We start from the raw sequence: 16,001 nt of genomic DNA on the forward strand, positions 1-16,001 counted from the left end.
ACTGACGGCCGCAAACGACCATTCGCGCAAGGCCGGGCAACCCGTCGACGGCTGCCGGATGAACTACCGGGATCGACCGGATGGCCAGGGCTGGTGCGGTGCATCGGCGCAACGAATGCGGGGGCATTGCCACCGTGGCGTGCCGCACGCTCTACGCTGCGGTTCGTGCGAATCCTCGTGATCGGTGGCGGTGGCCGGGAACACGCGATCGTGCTGGCGCTGTCCCGCGACCCGTCCGTGACCGCGCTTGCCTGCGCGCCCGGCAATGCGGGCACCGCCGCGCTCGCCGAGACCTACGGCGTTGACGTCGCGAAACCGGCCGAAGTGGCCGCGCTGGCCACCAAATGGCAGGCCGACCTCGTCGTGTTCGGCCCCGAGACGCCGCTGGTCGCGGGCGCGGCCGACGCCGTCCGGGCGGCTGGCATCGCCTGCTTCGGCCCGTCGAAGGCTGCCGCGCGCATCGAAGGCTCCAAGGCGTTCGCCAAGGACGTCATGCTCGCGGCCGGGGTGCCGACCGCGCACAGCGAAGTGGTGGACAACCCCGCGAAGCTGGATGCCGCGCTGGCGCAGTTCGGCCCGACCTGGGTGGTCAAGGACGACGGCCTGGCCGCCGGCAAGGGCGTGCTGGTGACCGGTGATTTCGATGCCGCGCGGGCACACGCGCTCAAGCTGCTCGACGGCGGGCACCCGGTGCTGCTGGAGTCGTTCCTGGACGGCCCGGAGGCGTCGCTGTTCTGCCTGGTCGACGGCACCACGGTGGTCCCGCTGCTGCCCGCGCAGGACTTCAAGCGGGTCGGCGACGGTGACGCGGGCCCGAACACCGGCGGCATGGGTGCTTACGCGCCGCTGCCGTGGGCACCGGAGGACCTGGTCGAGACCGTGGTGCGCACCGTGGTGCAGCCGACGGTCGACGAGCTGGCGCGCCGTGGCACGCCGTTCTCCGGGCTGCTTTACGCGGGTCTCGCGTTGACCTCCTCGGGTCCGCAGGTGATCGAGTTCAACTGCCGCTTCGGCGACCCGGAGACCCAGGCCGTGCTCGCTCTGCTGCACACGCCGCTGGCGTCGCTGTTCAACGCCGTCGCGCGCGGCGAGCTCGCCGCGCAGCCGCCGCTGGAGTGGGAGCCCGGTGCGGCGGTGACCGTGGTGGTGGCCGCCGAGGGCTACCCAGGGCGGCCGCGCGTCGACGACGTGATCCAGGGCGGTGACGCGCAGGGCATCCTGCACTCCGGCACCCGGCGGCGGGAGGACGGCGCGGTGTTGTCCGCCGGCGGCCGCGTGCTGTCGGTGGTGGCCACCGGCCCGGACCTGGCGGCGGCTCGCGAGGAGGCGTACCGCCGGGTCGCCGGCGTGCACCTGCCGGGCTCGCACTACCGCACCGACATCGCGCTCCGCGCGGTGCACGGCGAAATCGCCATTCCGACCGCCTAACGAGTCTTTCGGGCAGCTATCCGCTACCCGAAAGACCCACGGCTTCGATCGGCGGACTTCGGCCCTGACCCGCATAAACACCGGGGTCGGGGGCCTGGCACGCTGGGCTCATGCTCAGTCAGCACCACGCCCTCGCCGTTGCACAGCGGGCGGATGTCGCGCCGTTCCAGGTGATGGAGGTCCTGTCCGCAGCCGCAGCGCGGCAGCGTGCGAAGGGCGATGTGGTCTCGCTGGCCGCGGGCCAGCCCGCCACGCCCGCACCGAAGGCCGTCCGCGAAGCCGCAGCGCAGGCGTTGCACCACCACGCGCTCGGCTACACCGAGCAGCTCGGCCTTCCTGAGCTGCGCGAATCGATCGCCGAGCACTACGACCGGTCCTACGGGCTGATGATTGAGCCCGACGATGTCGTGGTGACCACCGGCGCCTCCGGCGCCTTCCTGCTCGCCTTCCTCAGCGCCTTCGACGCCGGTGACCGCGTCGCGCTGGCTCGCCCCGGCTACCCGGCCTACCGGAACATCCTGGCGGCGCTGGGATGCGAGGTCGTGGAACTGCCGTGCGACGAGACGACGCGGTTCCAGCCGACGGTGGCGATGCTGGACGCGCTCGACGAGCCGGTGCGGGGGCTGATCGTGGCGAGCCCCGCGAACCCGACCGGCACGGTGCTCTCCCGCGATGAGCTGGCCGGGCTGGCGCGGTGGTGCGAGACCAACGGTGTGCGGCTGATCAGCGACGAGATCTACCACGGCCTCAGCTACGGGGATCCGCTGCACGCGGCCTGGGAGTTCTCCCGCGAGTCGATCGCGGTGAACTCGTTCTCCAAGTTCTGGTCGATGACCGGCTGGCGGCTGGGCTGGATGCTGGTGCCGCCGCGGCTGCGCCGCGCGGTGGACTCGCTGACCGGGAACTTCACGCTTTGCCCGCCCGCGCTGTCCCAGTACGGCGCGATCGCGGCGTTCTCCCGGGCGGCATACGCCGAGGTCGGCGCGCACGTCGAGCGCTACCGGACGAACCGGGAGCTGCTGCTCAGTGGTCTTGGCGAGCTCGGCATCACCCGGGTCGCCCCGGCCGACGGCGCGTTCTACGCCTGGGCCGACATCGGCCATCTCGCCGACGATTCCGCGGCCTTCTGCCGACGGCTGCTGGACGAAACGGGTGTCGCCGTGGTGCCAGGGGTGGACTTCGATCCGGTGCTGGGCCACCGCTTCGTGCGGATGTCGTTCGCGGGAAGCACCGAGGACATCGCCGAAGCCCTGGACCGCCTAGCCCGCTGGTTACCCGGCGCGCCGTGACCGTGCTCCCGACCGGTCGGCCGGCACCGGGCCATCCAGCGGCTTACGACTCAGGGGTTCCCTGAGTTTTCCCCGGTATGGGACTTCGGCACGCCGCCGACCGGGCGTGATCTGGCACGCTGAAGACGGGACGGGATTGGCGCGGCCGAGCTGAGGTGCTTGCGATGTTGTGGAAGGTGATCGGCGGGCTGCTGTTGCTGTGGCTCGTCATTTCGGTGGCGGGCTTCGTCATCAAGGGACTGTTCTGGCTCGCCGTGATCGGTGGCGTGCTCTTCGTCGCCACCGCCGCGATCGGCTGGGCCAGAGACCGAAAGCAGATCAAGCCCTGACGGGGATGCCGTGGGAGCGGAGCGTGCCGCGGGCGGCATCCGCGCCCTGCCAGCGCTCGGCGTGCAGGCCGACCCGGCGCGCGCCGTCGACGTTCTCCTGACGGTCGTCGAAGAACAGGCACTCGGCCGCCGGTGCGTCGATCGTTTCGAGCAGGGCCCGGTAGATTCCCGCGTCCGGCTTCGCCAGGGACAGATCCCCCGAGAAGATCAGGTGCTTGAACAGCCGGGCCCAGGTCTCCTGCTCCGCCGCCCGCCCGAACGATGACGGTGCGTTGGACAGCACCGCCATCGTGACGCCCTGGTGGTGCAGGTCTTCGAGCAGTCGCAGCGATTCCGGCGCGGTCTCCGCCCAACCGGCGACATCGGTGCGGGTCAGCCGCGCGGACAGTGCCGCGTCGACGCTCTTGCCCAACCGGGCGGCCACCGCCTGCCAGTACTCCAGGTCGGGCAAGCCCCAGTCGTAGGCGGTGCGTTCGGCGAAGTAGGCCCGTTCGAACTCCGGTGGCTCCACACCGAGCAACGCCGCGATCGCGGGCAGCGCCGCCGTTCGCCGGCTGATCACCTCGCCGTAGTCGAACACGACCCAACGCAACATGCGCCCCTCCTGGGGAACTCAGACCCGGGCTTTCCCGATCCGGCGCAGCGCCTCTTCGATGTCCGCCTTGGACACGTCCCGGTGCGTGACGAAGCGGACCTGCCCGCTCATCGGCACCGCCTGCACCCCGACCGCCTGTAAGCGTTCCATGATCAGCCGGACATCGGGAACCGCCGCAAGAACGATATTGGTCTGTGGCGGCGTGACTTGCCAGCCGATCTCGGCCAAGCCCTCGGCGAGCGCGCGGGCCTTGTCGTGGTCCTCGGCGAGCGCGTCGATCCTGCCCAGCGCGACGAGCCCCGCCGCGGCCAGCACGCCGCCTTGCCGGACCCCGCCGCCGAGCATCTTGCGCACCCGGCGAGCTTCGCCGATGAAGTCCTCACCACCTGCGACGACGGATCCGACCGGCGCGCCGAGTCCCTTGCTCAGGCAGGCCTGCACGGTGTCGACGCCGACGGTCAGCGCGGCCGGTGGCACGCCGAGCGCGACCGAGGCGTTCCAGATCCGGGCGCCGTCGAGGTGGACCCGCAACCCGCTGTCGCGGGCGGCCGCCGCCAGCTTGACGTGCTCGTGCGGCGGGACCACCGAGCCGCCCGCGCCGTTGTGCGTGTTCTCCAGGCAAAGCAGCGTCGTGTGCAGCCTGTCGTAGCCCGGGGCGCCGTTGGCCTGCGCCCGTACCGTCTCGGACTTCGGGCGTCCCGGCCCGGCGTCCCACTCCAGCGGGTCTGGCATGCCGCCGGCGAGCCAGGCGGCGGAGCCGAGCTCGTGGTTCAGCACGTGCGAACCGCGCGGCACGAGGAATCGATCGCCGCGCTTTAAGTGCAGCATCAGGGAGATCAGGTTGCCCATCGTGCCGCTGGGCACCCACAGGGCGGCGGCGGTGCCGAGCAGCCGGGCGGCACGTTCCTCCAGCGCGCGCATCGTCGGGTCGTGATCGAGCACGTCGTCGCCGACTTCAGCGGCGGCCATCGCCGCGGACATCTGCTCGTCGGGACGCGTGACCGTATCGGAGCGGAGGTCGATCGGTGCCGTATTGGTCACGAACAGATCACACCACATTCGCACCAGGTTCAGGCAATGGCCCGGCGGACACCGAAGCGCTGACTGCGGTATCAATCACAGGTAGATCCCTGGCGTCGGGCGTGCAACGGTTGTGGCCGGGGGACCCGTCCTACAGGTGCAAGCACGAACGAGCGGAGAGTTCCGCGTGGACCAGCGCGAGGAGCAGGAGTTCGCGGAGTACTTCGTGGCTCGGCGGGAGGCGGTGCGTCGAATGGCGTACATGATGTGCGGTGACTGGCACCGCGCGGACGATCTCGCCCAAACCGCGTTCATCGCGTTGCACCGGCACTGGCGCAAGGTCCGTGACAAGGGCGCGTTGGACGCGTACGTGCGCCGCACCCTGACCCGTGCGGTGATCGACGAGTCCCGGCGGCCGTGGCGGCGCGAACGCGCCGCGGAGATCCTGCCGGACCGACCGGCGAATTCGCCGGAGGTCGACAACGCGGTGGCGATCAAGCAAACCCTGCTCGCCGGTCTGCAGAAGGTGCCACCGAAGCAGCGAGCCGTGCTGGTGCTGCGCTTCCTCGAGGGGCTGGACGTCGCGGGGGTGGCGGCGGCCATGCGGTGCAGCGAAGGAACTGTGAAGAGCCAGTGCGCCCGGGGGCTGGCGGCGTTGCGGGAAGCGCTGGGCGATGAGCTCGGCGACCTGCGGTCGGCGTGAGGAGGTGCGGGTAAGTGGACGAGCGCAAGCTCCAGGAGCTGTTTCGTGATTCGGTGCGGTCCGTTCCTGCTGCGTCTTTCGACGAGCATGACGTGGCGCGGGCCTCGCGGCGGATCACGGCCCGTCGCCGGATGGCGGCGGCGGGAGGAACGGTCGCGGCCGCAGCGGTGCTGGTGGGGGGCGTAGGCGCGGGTACCGGCATTTTCACGTCGTCGACCGCCAACTTCGCGAGCAACCCGGCGCCGGATACCTCGTGGAACGCGCCGCGCGGCGCGGGGCCGGGCATCATGGGCGAGCGCTCGGCGAGGTGCGGTCTGGACGTGCAGCTCGCGGCGGCGGTGACCAGACAGTTGCCGGAGGCCGTCGGCGCAGCTCCGGTCGCCGCCAGCCCCTGCCCGTCCGGTGCCAAGACGGCTTCGTTCGCGCTGCACGACGGGGCTTCGGCGGGCAGCGTCACAGTGATCGTCAGCCCGGTCGGCGCGGTTTCGCCGGACCAGGCCACGCCAGGCGATGTGCGGCGGCCGGACGGCACCGAGCAGTCGGTGCGCACGGCGCGCAGCGGCCAACTGGTCGTAGTGCTCAGCGATCCGGACGCGGGTTCCCCGGCGGCGCCATACGGCGCGCGGCTCGCCTCGATCGCGGGCGACCTGGCCGCCCAGTACTGACCCAACGGGCTCCGAACCTCGATGCCTGCGCCGCTGCGGCCCTGACCTGCGGATGCGGTGGTCATAAGGCGGGTGCCGCGGTGGTGGCTTCCCTCACCAAAACGGTACTTTGGTACCAGATTATCGGTACGTTGGTGCCAGAAGGCACTCGGATGGATGAATCCCGGGCGCCGGATTGAGGGAAGGGTGCCCAGCGATGATGGCCTGGATCATTCTCATGGTGTCGGGGGTGTTCGAAGCGGGTTGGGCCATCTCGCTCAAGCTTTCGCACGGCTTCAACCGCCCGATCCCGACCATGTCGTTCCTGGTGCTGGCCGCGGTGAGCTTCGCCGGCCTGGCGTACGCGATGCGCCTGTTACCCGCGGGCCCCGCCTACGCGGTGTGGACCGGTATCGGCGCCGCACTGACGGCGATCGTCGGCATGGTCTGGCTCGGCGACGGCTTCTCGGTGCTCAAGCTCGTATCGATCGTGCTGATCGTCGCCGGCGTGATCGGCCTCAACCTCTCCGGCGTCGGCCACTGACCGGCCGATCGTGCGGGGTGGTGCTCCCACCGCGCACGAATTGCCGGCGTGACCGTGCGGTGGCCGCTGACGCATAGGATCGACAGATATGACAGCGGCCAGTACTCCGAAAGGCGAGCGGCGGCGGCAGGCCCTGGTGGCGGCTGCCGCGCAGCTGCTGGCCGAGGGGGGTTTCGAAGCGGTGCGGCACCGCGCGGTCGCCGAGCGCGCCGGGCTGCCGTTGGCCTCCACCACCTACTACTTCTCGTCCCTGAACGATCTGATCAGCGCCGCCGTCGAGCACGAGTCGCGGCAGGAGCTGGCAATCGGCCGCGCCCGGCTCAACGAACTCGCCGAACTTCCGCGCAGCACCGACGCGGTGATCGAGCTGATGCTGGACCTGCTGCTGGGCACCGGCTCGCGGGACGGCGGCGCGGAACCGGTGCTGCTGCGCTACGAGCGGCTAGTCGGCTCGCCGCGCCGCCCCTATCTGGCGCCGCTGATGCGCGAACTCGGCGCCGAACTGCACGACCTGCTCGCGGAGATCTTCGCCCGCAGCGGCATGGAGGTCAGCCGCGACCGGCTGCTCGAACTGATCGCGTTGGTGGACGGCGCGGTGGTGAACGCGCTGATCGAAAGCGACCCCGACCCACGCGGTGCGGCCCGCCGGATGCTGCGTTCTCAGCTGGGCTGAGCCACCTGGTAAAGCCGCGCGTAGGAGCCATCGGCCGCCAGCAGTTCGGCATGGCTGCCGATCTCGACGATGCGTCCTTCCGACATCACGGCCACCCGGTCGGCATTGCGGGCGGTGTGCAGCCGGTGCGCTATCGCGATCACCGTGCGCCCCGCCAGCAGTGTCGAGAGCGCCCGCTCCAGCTCCCGTGAGGTGACGTTGTCCAGCAGCGACGTGGCTTCGTCGAGGACCACGGTGTGCGGGTCGGCCAGCAGCACCCGGGCCAGCGCGAGCTGCTGGGCGCGGGAGGCCGGAACGGGGTGGCCGCCGGAACCGAGCACCGTGTCGAGCCGGTCCGGTAGCGCTTCTACCCAGTCCTGGAGGCCGACCGTCTTGAGCGCATCGGTCAGCCGATCATCGGTCGTTTCGCCGTCCGGCAGCGTGAGGTTGTCCCTCAGCGTGCAGGCGAACACGTGCTGCTCCTGGGTCAGCAGCACCACCTCGCGGCGCAACTGCTCGGCGGGCAGTTCGGTGATCTCGGTGCCGCCAAAGGCGACCGATCCGGAGCCCGGCCGGCTGATCCCGGCGATCAACCGGCCCAGCGTGGATTTCCCGGCACCGGACGGGCCGACGATGACCAACCGTTGCCCGGCCGGGACGGTCAGGTCGATGCCGTGCAGGATCTCCCGGTCCGGCCGGTAGGAGAAGCGCACGTCGCGGATGGCTAGATCGCGGGCCCTCGCCTCGCCGGGCCGGTGCGGGGAGTCCTCGGCCACCGGAACTTCCCGGACGCCGAGGATCCGTTGCAGCGCCGTGTGCCCGATCTGCAGCTCTTCCAGCCACATGAACAGCTCGTCGAACGGGTTCGACATCGCCTGGGCGTAGAGCACGACGGTGATGATCGTGCCGAGCTCGGCGAGCCCCGCCTGATAGGCCCAGCCGCCGATCAGCAGGATCGCACCGATCGGCAGCACGTAGGAAAGTTCAAGGCACGGCAGCCACATGGTGAGCAGAAACCGGTGCCGCTGCTCGGCTTCGAGGGCCCGGCCGAGCACCTGCTCGTTGCGCGCGACGCGACGTCCGCGCAACCGCAGGGCAGCGACGGTTCGCGCGCCTTCGACGGATTCGTGCATGCTCGACTGGACTTCCGACCAGTTCGCCATCGCCCGCCGGATGGTCGGCAGCGAGCGCGGGACGTACCAGCGCGTGCTGAAGACCATCAGGGGCACCGCCACCAGCATGCCCAAGGCGAGCAGCGGCGAGGTGATGATCATCGCGGCGCCGGTCAACACCACGGTGATCAGCGCCGTGGTGATCTCGGGGGCGGCGTTTCGAATCGTGAAGTCGAGCCGGTCGACGTCGGTGGTGGCGCGGCTGAGCAGGTCACCGGTGCCCGCTGCCTCAACCGTGCCCAGCGGAAGCCGCAGCGCGTGCCCGACCATGCCTTCACGCGATTCGGCCAGCAGGTGCTCGCCGAGCAAGGTCGCGCGTAATCGTGCCGAACGCGCCAGCAACGCCTGCGTCACGAGGATCGCGAGGAACGCCACGGCGAGCAGGTCGACGTGCCCGGTCGAGGTGCCGGCGAGCACCGAGTCGACGAGGGTGCCGAGTACTTGCGGGCCCACCAGCCCGACGAGCGTCGCCAGGATGAACAACAGCATCATCGCGGCAAAGCGGCGGCGGTGCAGCAACATCGTGCGCCACATCCAGCGGCGGACCGTGGCCCCGTCCGCCAACGGCAGCTTGGTGGTCATGTCTTCGCTCCCGCATCCAGCACCCGATCCGCCACCGCAGTCCAGAGTGGACTCTGGCTGAGCACGACGGTGGTGCGGCCGCGCCGGAATTCGCTGACCCGCTGGGCGATCCGCGCCTCGGTGTGCGCATCGACCGCCGAGGTCGGCTCGTCGAGGATCAGCACGTCGGCGTCCGAGCACAGGGCGCGGGCGAGCAGCAGGCGCTGCCGCTGGCCGCCGGACAGCGAGCGCGCTCGCTCGTCCAGCTGCCCGTCAACCGGCAGGGCGGACATCACTTCGTGCGCATCGGCGGCGTGCAAGGCGCTTTCGAGGTCCACTTCGGACTCTAGGTCGAGCTCGGCGCGGGCTGGTCCGGAGAAGAGCAGATCCTGGTTGTGCGCCAACACGATTCTGCGGTGCAACTCGTCCGGTCCGACGTCGCGCAGCGGCACGTCGCCGGCGATCGACTCGGCGGCGAGGCGCTCGGCGAGGGCTTCGGCCTGCTCGCCCGCGTCGATCACGGTCAGCTGGCCCGCCGGGATCCGCAACCCGGTTGCTTCATCGAACAGCCCCAGCGGGCCGGGAGGCAGCGGCTTCGGGTGCTCCGGCGGCGCCGGTTCGGGCTCCAGTCGCAGCAGCGCGCGTGCTCGGCCGGCCGCGACCATCGCCGAGGCGAACGCGTAGGAGGCTTCGGTGGCGGTGCGGACGGGGATCACCAGGAACGCCGACACGCCGTAGAACGCGACCAACTCGCCGACGCTGATCGTGCCGTCCAGCGCCAGCCGCGCGCCGAGCCAGGTCACCAGGACCGTGACCAGGCCGGGAAGCAGAATCTCCGCACCGGCCAGCCAAGCCTCGATCCGCCCGGCGGCCACGCCCGCCTCGCGGACCCGCTGGCTGGCGTCGACGAATCGCGCGTGGAAGCGGGTCTCGCCGCCGATGCCGCGCAGGATCCGCAGCCCGGAAACGATGTCCGCGGCCTGGGCGCTGACCTGGCCAAGCCGTTCCCGTTGCGTCTCCTCGCGGCGGCGCAACGGGCGCAGCAGCGGGCCGATGCCACCGGTCGCCAGCGGCACCCCGATCAGCACGATGACGCCCATGATCGGCGAGATCCACAGCACCACGATCGCGGCGACCGCGAACGACACCAGCGAGCCGGTGGCCCGGCCGATCACCTCTAACAGCGAGCCGATGCGGTAGATGTCGGACGCGCCGACCGCGACCACCTCGCCGACCCGGACTTTGCGCGCCAGCACCCCGCCGAGGCCCACCACGTGGCCAAGCACGATCCGCTGCGCGCTCGTCGCGCCGTGCAGCCAGAGAGTATGCGCAGCCCACTGCAGTGCCCCGGCGGCGACCATCTGAGTCAGGCCGAGACCAAGCACGACCAGCACCCAGCGCAACAACGTGCCGCCGTCGCCGTCGCGGATCCCGGCGTCGATGGCCTGGCCGATGACCAGCGGCAGCAGTGCTGTCGGCAGCATCCATAACGCGCCGGAGACCGTCGCAAGGGTCAGCAGTCCCGGCCGTTTCGCCAGCAGGGACCACAAGAATCGGACCGAACCCGAACTACTCGGTGGCATGGCGGGATCGACGGTAGTTCGTGCCGCACGGGGTGGCGACCGATTTTTCGGCCGCAGCCCGCGTCAGTCAAAAGTCCCAGGTTATTTCCGCGAAATTGGCCTCGGTCGCTTTCTGCGTGCATTCCGGGCATTTGTCGGTGACCGGTTTCGAGTTCGGTTCTCGACCGCTCGGCGTGGGCTGCGGAACTTTCAGCTGAACCTCGCACAGGGACGCTATCCACTGGCCGGCGTACACCGCGCCGGGGCGATGGGTGGTGGCGTGCCGCAGGGCGAGACCTGATCCGACTATCCAGAACGCGTCCTGCCGTTCGTCGCGGAACACGTCGATGACCATCAGTTCGAGTCCCTTTGTTCGTGTCGTTCGGTTAGGTTCCAACGATATGTTCGGGATTTGTCCACCGTCCAGTACCCGTCCAGTTATTTCGGTTCGAATTAATGTTCCCGGCCGGCCACGGGCATTCGTGCCGCGGCGCCGGATCATCCGCCCGGAACGTTGCTTGTTTCGAACGGGTGCGCACTTCGACCGACCGGCGTCCCGGCGCTCGGACCGCATCGGTGGACGCGCACCGCTGGTGCGGCCGCCGGTGCTGCCGCCGCCGACCGGGTGGGCCGAACGGGCGCACCAGGCCGGTATCCTCGCTGTTCGTGACGGTCAAGCCCAGCATTCCGAACGTCCTCGCCACCCGCTACGCCTCGCCCGAACTGGTCGAGCTGTGGTCCCCGCAGTACAAGATCATATTGGAGCGCAAGCTGTGGCTTGCGGTGCTGCGCGCCCAGGCCGACCTCGGCATCGAGGTTCCCGAGCAGGCGCCGGCCGACTACGAGCGGGTGCTGGGGCAGGTCGACCTCGACTCCATCGCCGCCCGCGAGCGGGTCACCCGGCACGACGTCAAGGCCCGCATCGAGGAGTTCAACGCCCTCGCCGGCCATGAGCAGATCCACAAGGGCATGACCTCCCGGGATCTCACCGAGAACGTCGAGCAGCTGCAGGTCCGCCGCAGCCTGGAACTCGTCCGCGACCGGACGGTCGCCGTCTTGGCGCGGCTGGGCAAGCTCGCTGGCGAGTACGGCGAACTCGTCATGGCCGGGCGCTCGCACAACGTCGCCGCCCAGGCGACCACGCTCGGCAAGCGCTTCGCCACCGCCGCCGACGAACTGCTCGTCGGCTTCCACCGGCTTGAGGAACTGCTCGCGCGCTACCCGCTGCGCGGCATCAAGGGGCCGGTCGGCACCGCGCAGGACATGCTCGACCTGCTCGGCGGCGACGCGGCCAAGCTCACCGAACTGGAGCGCCGGGTGGCCGGTCACCTCGGCTTCGGCAGCACGCTGACCAGCGTCGGCCAGGTCTACCCGCGCTCGCTGGACTTCGAGGTGCTCACCGCGCTCGCCCAGCTCGCCGCCGCGCCGTCGAACGTGGCCACCACGATCCGGCTGATGGCCGGGCACGAGCTGGTGACCGAGGGCTTCAAGCCGGGGCAGGTCGGCTCCAGCGCGATGCCACACAAGATGAACACCCGGTCCTGCGAGCGGGTCAACGGCCTCGCGGTGGTGCTGCGCGGCTACGTCTCGATGACCGGCGAGCTGGCCGGTGACCAGTGGAACGAGGGCGACGTGTCCTGCTCGGTGGTCCGCCGGGTGGCGCTGCCGGACGCGTTCTTCGCCTTCGACGGCCTGCTGGAGACGTTTTTGACCGTGCTCGACGAGTTCGGTGCCTTCCCCGCGGTGGTCGTCCGCGAGCTCGACCGCTACCTGCCGTTCCTGGCCACCACGAAGGTGCTGATGGCGGCGGTGCGTGCCGGCGTCGGCCGGGAGACCGCACACGAGGCGATCAAGGAGAATGCGGTGGCGGTCGCGCTGGCCATGCGCGAACAGGGCGCGGAACGCAACGATCTCCTGGACCGCTTGGCCGCCGATGAGCGCCTTCCCCTGGACCGCGACCAGCTGGAATCGCTGCTGGCCGACCGCCTGGCCTTCACCGGCGCGGCGGCCTCCCAGGTCGGCGACATCGTCGGCCAGATCGAGAAGATCACCGCTCGCTACCCGGAGGCCGCGGCGTACCGCCCGGCGGACATCCTCTGACCCCGCGCCGAGTCACCACCCGATTCGGTGGCGCGTTCCGGTTTTGCCTGAACTTGGAGCCCTTGAACCCCGGCAAAACCCGCCAAATTTCAGGCAAAACCGGGCGGGCTGAAACCGGCATTCCGCATCGCGGAAGAGCGTTCCAGCGTCATCCCCAGTGCGCGTCGAAGAAGTCGAGTTCGCACCGGGTGGCCTGCTGGAACAGGCGCAGGCAGCGCGCTCGGTCGCGCTCGTCGAGGTCGGCCCCGACTCGGTCCAGCTCGCGGCACAACCACTGCACCCAGCCCTGAAAGTCCGGGTTGTTGTGCAGCGTGATCCACTCGGCGTGCACGAAGTTCTCCGGCAGGGCGGTCGGCGCCCGCATCGCCCACTCCAGGTAGGTCCACTCCGCGACGGTCAGCACCGTCAGCACGTCGGCGTAGCTGCCGCGCGCGTTGGTGTCGTTCATCAGATCCCGGAACGCCACGGTCGCCTCGTCCAGCTTCGGGCGCACCCGGTCCGACTCGCCGACCCCCAACGCGTCGAACGCGCGCTGGAAATAGGTGTTCTCCTCGCTGGTGACCACGGCGATGCTGCCCGCGATCGCCAGCCGCGACGAATAGCGGTCGGCCTTGGCCAGCGCGGCGCCAAGCAGTGCCAGGAAGTCGTCCACGAACTGGTAGTCCTGCACCAGGTAGGAGCGCATCGATTCGGTCGGCACCAGCCCGTCGAACAGGCCCTGGGTGAACGGGTGCGTGACCACCGCCGTCCAGTCGGGCTCGCTGCGTTGGCGAAGCCACTCGGTGAATGTCTCGGTCACGGAGTCCTCCTGTTCTGGCGGCGGTGGGCCACGGCGGGAAGATACCGCTCCGAAGGCCGGGTATCTCTCCGGCCGCCGCGGTGCGAGACAATCCCGCTCGTGGTTGCACTAGCCGATTACCCCCAGATCGCGGCGGGCAAGGTTCGCCAGCTGCACGCCGTGGACGACGAACACCTGCTGCTGGTCGCCTCCGACCGCATTTCGGCGTACGACCACGTGCTCGACACCCCGATCCCGGACAAGGGCCGGGTGCTGACCGCGATGAGCGTGTTCTGGTTCGAACTGCTCGCCGACGTGATGCCGAACCACCTGGTCGCCGCCGACGACCCACGGATCCCCGGCGAGGTGCGCGGCCGGGCGCTGCTGGTGCGGCGGCTGGAGATGCTGCCGGTGGAATGCGTGGCGCGCGGCTACCTCACCGGCTCGGGGCTCGCCGACTACCAGCGCACCGGCGCGGTGTGCGGCGTGCGGTTGCCGGACGGGCTCACCGAGGCGTCCCGGCTCCCCGAGCCGATCTTCACCCCGGCGACCAAGGCCGCGATCGGCGACCACGACGAGAACGTCAGCTTCGAGGAGGTGGCGGCGCAGTTGGGCGCGGACCGTGCCGCCGAGCTGCGCGACGTGACGCTGCGGGTGTACCGGCAGGCGGCGGAGCACGCACGCGGCCGCGGGGTGATCCTCGCTGACACCAAGTTCGAGTTCGGCCTCGCCGCGGACGGTTCGCTGGTGCTAGGCGACGAGGTGCTCACCCCCGACTCGTCGCGGTACTGGCCGACGGACGGCTACGAACCGGGCAAGGTGCAGCCGTCCTTCGACAAGCAGTTCGTACGCAACTGGCTGACCTCGGCGGCCTCCGGCTGGGACCGCGCGTCGGACTCCCCGCCGCCCCCGCTGCCGGGCGAGATCGTCGACGCCACGCGCGCCCGCTACGTCGAGGCTTACGAACGGATCACCGGCCGCGCCTTCGCCGACTGGCTTACCCCCACGCCGTAAGCGTCTCATAACCATCTTCAGGTGCCTCTCGCCTGAACAGGGCCGTTTCGAGCGTTGTTCCGTCGCATTAGCCCGGTGGGGTTACGCGTCGGCGTGTCGGCGCCGCGGCCGACCGAGGGGTGCCGAAGGTGACGACGTGGAGGTTCGCTGGATTTGCGCCGCGGGGACACCTGGCAGTCAGGTCGTGGACACCCGGGCCAGGCCGAATGAGGGACCGTGAGCACGCCGCTCGTGGTGTCGTTGTCCGGACTCGGGCACCGGGTGCTGGACCAGTGCGCGGAGTTCGCCGCGGAACTGGACCACCGCCAGGTCCCGCTGTCCCTGCTGATCTCGCCACGCCCGGACCAACTGGAAGCGCGGAGTCCGCAGTCCCCGGTGCTGCACTGGGTGGCCGAGCGCTTGGCGCGGGGGGACGGCGTCAGCCTGTACGGCTTCGCCCGCGTGTCGCCGGGCCTGCGCGCCCGCCTCGCGCCGGCGGCCAGGCTCCCGGCGCACGAAGCCGGGCTGCGCCTGGTGGCCGCGTCGGCGGTGCTGGAGCAGGCCGGGCTGCGGACGGACACCTTCATCCCGCCGCGCTGGCTCGCCTCGCCCGGCACGGTAACCGCGTTGCAGCGGCGCGGATTCTCGGTTTGCGCGGATGCGATGGCGGTCCGGGAACTGGCGACCGGCCGGGTGCACCGGGCTCGGATCCGGGTGCTCGGTCCGGGTTCGCGGGTCGAGCCGTGGTGGTGCCGGGCGCTCGTGCTGGGGGTCGGGCGTGCGGCCCGCCGCGGTCGACTGGTCCGACTCGCCCTGGACGCCGCTGAGCTGGGCAAGCCGTTCTCGCGGCAGGCCGTCCTGGACGCCATCGACCTGGCCCTGCACCACGGCGCGCGGCCGCTCACCTATGCCGCGTTCGCCCACGGGGTCGGCGATTTCGATGGAAATCGACGCGTTGATGTCCATCGAAATCGCCCCTAAGGACGGGGTCAGAGCGTGGTCTGGGCGCCCTTGGCCAGAACGTCGACTGTGGTGTCCTTCGGGCCGAGTTGCTCGAACATGCGGTAGTGCAGGTGCGGCTTCGCCAACACTGCCTCGTGGATCGGCACCGCAGCTCGCGGTGTGACCGCGCGCAGGAAGTCGACCGCTTCGGAGAGCTTCATCCACGGCGCGCCGGCCGGCAGGCCCAGCACGTCGATCCGCTGCTCCGGCACGAAGAACGAGTCCCCGGGGTGGTAGAAGGCGCCGTGGTCGACGACGTAGCCGATGTTGTCGATCACCGGGAGGTCCGGGTGGATCACCGCATGGGAGCCGCCGACGACGTTGACCGCCACACCGCCCAGTTCCAGCGATTCACCGGGCCGTGCGGTGATGGCCGTCAGCCCCTTCTCGGCGATCGACGAAGCGGAACCGGCGTCTGCCACCAGGCGGGCGTTCGGGTTGGCCGCGAGCAGGCCGGGGAGCCGGTCGAGGTCGAGGTGGTCGACGTGCTGGTGCGTGATCAGCACGGCGTCGAGGTCGCGGAGGTCCTCGAAGTCGGCGGAGAATGCGCCGGGGTCGATCAGCAGCCGAGCCGATTCGGTCTCGATCAGCACGCACGAATGCCCGAAGTGGGTGATCTGCACGGTTGT

At 70.3% G+C, this 16,001-nt stretch carries 17 protein-coding genes; 10 read left to right on the forward strand and 7 right to left on the reverse strand.

Going from position 1 to position 16,001, the window contains the following annotated elements:
- Positions 1-165: 165 nt before the first annotated feature.
- From purD to BJ970_RS10015, 3 genes are all read left to right on the forward strand, one after another.
- Positions 166-1,428, forward strand: a complete 1,263-nt coding sequence (gene purD, locus BJ970_RS10005) for a phosphoribosylamine--glycine ligase (RefSeq protein WP_184726003.1) — start codon at positions 166-168, stop codon at positions 1,426-1,428.
- Between the two features lie 110 nt (positions 1,429-1,538).
- Positions 1,539-2,717 (forward strand): pyridoxal phosphate-dependent aminotransferase, encoded by a 1,179-nt coding sequence (locus BJ970_RS10010; RefSeq protein ID WP_184726004.1) that lies wholly within the window; start codon positions 1,539-1,541, stop codon positions 2,715-2,717.
- A 164-nt stretch (positions 2,718-2,881) separates the two neighbouring features.
- The gene (locus BJ970_RS10015; RefSeq protein WP_010312751.1) at positions 2,882-3,046 is read left to right on the forward strand and encodes a hypothetical protein; all 165 of its coding nucleotides are present in this window, start codon (positions 2,882-2,884) and stop codon (positions 3,044-3,046) included.
- Here BJ970_RS10015 and BJ970_RS10020 read toward each other — a convergent pair.
- Both BJ970_RS10020 and BJ970_RS10025 read right to left on the reverse strand, forming a co-directional pair.
- Positions 3,036-3,641, reverse strand: coding sequence for an HAD family hydrolase (locus BJ970_RS10020; RefSeq protein WP_184726005.1), 606 nt, complete (start codon positions 3,639-3,641; stop codon positions 3,036-3,038). The two genes, BJ970_RS10015 and BJ970_RS10020, sit on opposite strands and share 11 nt — an antisense overlap.
- 18 nt (positions 3,642-3,659) lie before the next feature.
- Positions 3,660-4,682: a threonine aldolase family protein gene (locus BJ970_RS10025; RefSeq protein WP_312864187.1), complete on the reverse strand. Its 1,023-nt coding sequence runs from the start codon at positions 4,680-4,682 to the stop codon at positions 3,660-3,662.
- 166 nt (positions 4,683-4,848) lie between these two features.
- On the opposite strand from BJ970_RS10025, the gene BJ970_RS10030 reads away from it, so the two are divergent.
- The 4 genes from BJ970_RS10030 to BJ970_RS10045 all read left to right on the forward strand — a co-directional run bounded on the left by BJ970_RS10030 (position 4,849) and on the right by BJ970_RS10045 (position 7,225).
- Positions 4,849-5,364, forward strand: a complete 516-nt coding sequence (locus BJ970_RS10030; protein WP_184726007.1) for a SigE family RNA polymerase sigma factor — start codon at positions 4,849-4,851, stop codon at positions 5,362-5,364.
- Between the two features lie 14 nt (positions 5,365-5,378).
- Positions 5,379-6,029, forward strand: coding sequence for a hypothetical protein (locus BJ970_RS10035; RefSeq protein WP_184726008.1), 651 nt, complete (start codon positions 5,379-5,381; stop codon positions 6,027-6,029).
- 199 nt (positions 6,030-6,228) lie between these two features.
- On the forward strand, positions 6,229-6,552 hold the full coding sequence (locus BJ970_RS10040) for a DMT family transporter (RefSeq protein WP_184729007.1): 324 nt from the start codon (positions 6,229-6,231) through the stop codon (positions 6,550-6,552).
- 88 nt (positions 6,553-6,640) lie between these two features.
- The gene (locus BJ970_RS10045; RefSeq protein WP_184726009.1) at positions 6,641-7,225 is read left to right on the forward strand and encodes a TetR/AcrR family transcriptional regulator; all 585 of its coding nucleotides are present in this window, start codon (positions 6,641-6,643) and stop codon (positions 7,223-7,225) included.
- On the opposite strand, the gene BJ970_RS10050 is transcribed toward BJ970_RS10045, so the two are convergent.
- The 3 genes from BJ970_RS10050 to BJ970_RS10060 form a co-directional block, all read right to left on the reverse strand.
- Entirely contained in the window at positions 7,213-8,958 is a 1,746-nt protein-coding gene (locus BJ970_RS10050) for an ABC transporter ATP-binding protein (RefSeq protein WP_184726010.1), read from the reverse strand. The two genes, BJ970_RS10045 and BJ970_RS10050, sit on opposite strands and share 13 nt — an antisense overlap.
- Positions 8,955-10,520 (reverse strand): ABC transporter transmembrane domain-containing protein, encoded by a 1,566-nt coding sequence (locus BJ970_RS10055; RefSeq protein WP_184726011.1) that lies wholly within the window; start codon positions 10,518-10,520, stop codon positions 8,955-8,957. The genes BJ970_RS10050 and BJ970_RS10055 overlap by 4 nt, the downstream gene beginning before the upstream one ends.
- A gap of 67 nt (positions 10,521-10,587) precedes the next feature.
- Complete coding sequence (locus tag BJ970_RS10060; RefSeq protein WP_184726012.1) at positions 10,588-10,854, reverse strand: hypothetical protein; 267 nt, start codon at positions 10,852-10,854, stop codon at positions 10,588-10,590.
- A gap of 311 nt (positions 10,855-11,165) precedes the next feature.
- Here BJ970_RS10060 and purB point away from each other — a divergent pair, with 311 nt between their 5' ends.
- Positions 11,166-12,599 (forward strand): adenylosuccinate lyase, encoded by a 1,434-nt coding sequence (purB, locus tag BJ970_RS10065; protein ID WP_184726013.1) that lies wholly within the window; start codon positions 11,166-11,168, stop codon positions 12,597-12,599.
- Positions 12,600-12,747: 148 nt separating this feature from the next.
- On the opposite strand, the gene BJ970_RS10070 is transcribed toward purB, so the two are convergent.
- The gene (locus tag BJ970_RS10070) at positions 12,748-13,398 is read right to left on the reverse strand and encodes a TenA family protein (RefSeq protein WP_184726014.1); all 651 of its coding nucleotides are present in this window, start codon (positions 13,396-13,398) and stop codon (positions 12,748-12,750) included.
- 99 nt (positions 13,399-13,497) lie between these two features.
- Here BJ970_RS10070 and BJ970_RS10075 point away from each other — a divergent pair, with 99 nt between their 5' ends.
- Positions 13,498-14,391: a phosphoribosylaminoimidazolesuccinocarboxamide synthase gene (locus tag BJ970_RS10075; protein WP_184726015.1), complete on the forward strand. Its 894-nt coding sequence runs from the start codon at positions 13,498-13,500 to the stop codon at positions 14,389-14,391.
- 216 nt (positions 14,392-14,607) lie between these two features.
- On the forward strand, positions 14,608-15,351 hold the full coding sequence (locus BJ970_RS10080) for a DUF2334 domain-containing protein (RefSeq protein WP_184726016.1): 744 nt from the start codon (positions 14,608-14,610) through the stop codon (positions 15,349-15,351).
- 8 nt (positions 15,352-15,359) lie between these two features.
- Here the strand turns inward: BJ970_RS10080 and BJ970_RS10085 are convergent, their stop codons facing one another.
- Positions 15,360-15,995: an MBL fold metallo-hydrolase gene (locus BJ970_RS10085; RefSeq protein WP_184729008.1), complete on the reverse strand. Its 636-nt coding sequence runs from the start codon at positions 15,993-15,995 to the stop codon at positions 15,360-15,362.
- Positions 15,996-16,001 lie beyond the last annotated feature (6 nt).

It is taken from the genome of Saccharopolyspora phatthalungensis (assembly GCF_014203395.1).
Taxonomy (GTDB): Bacteria; Actinomycetota; Actinomycetes; order Mycobacteriales; family Pseudonocardiaceae; genus Saccharopolyspora; species Saccharopolyspora phatthalungensis.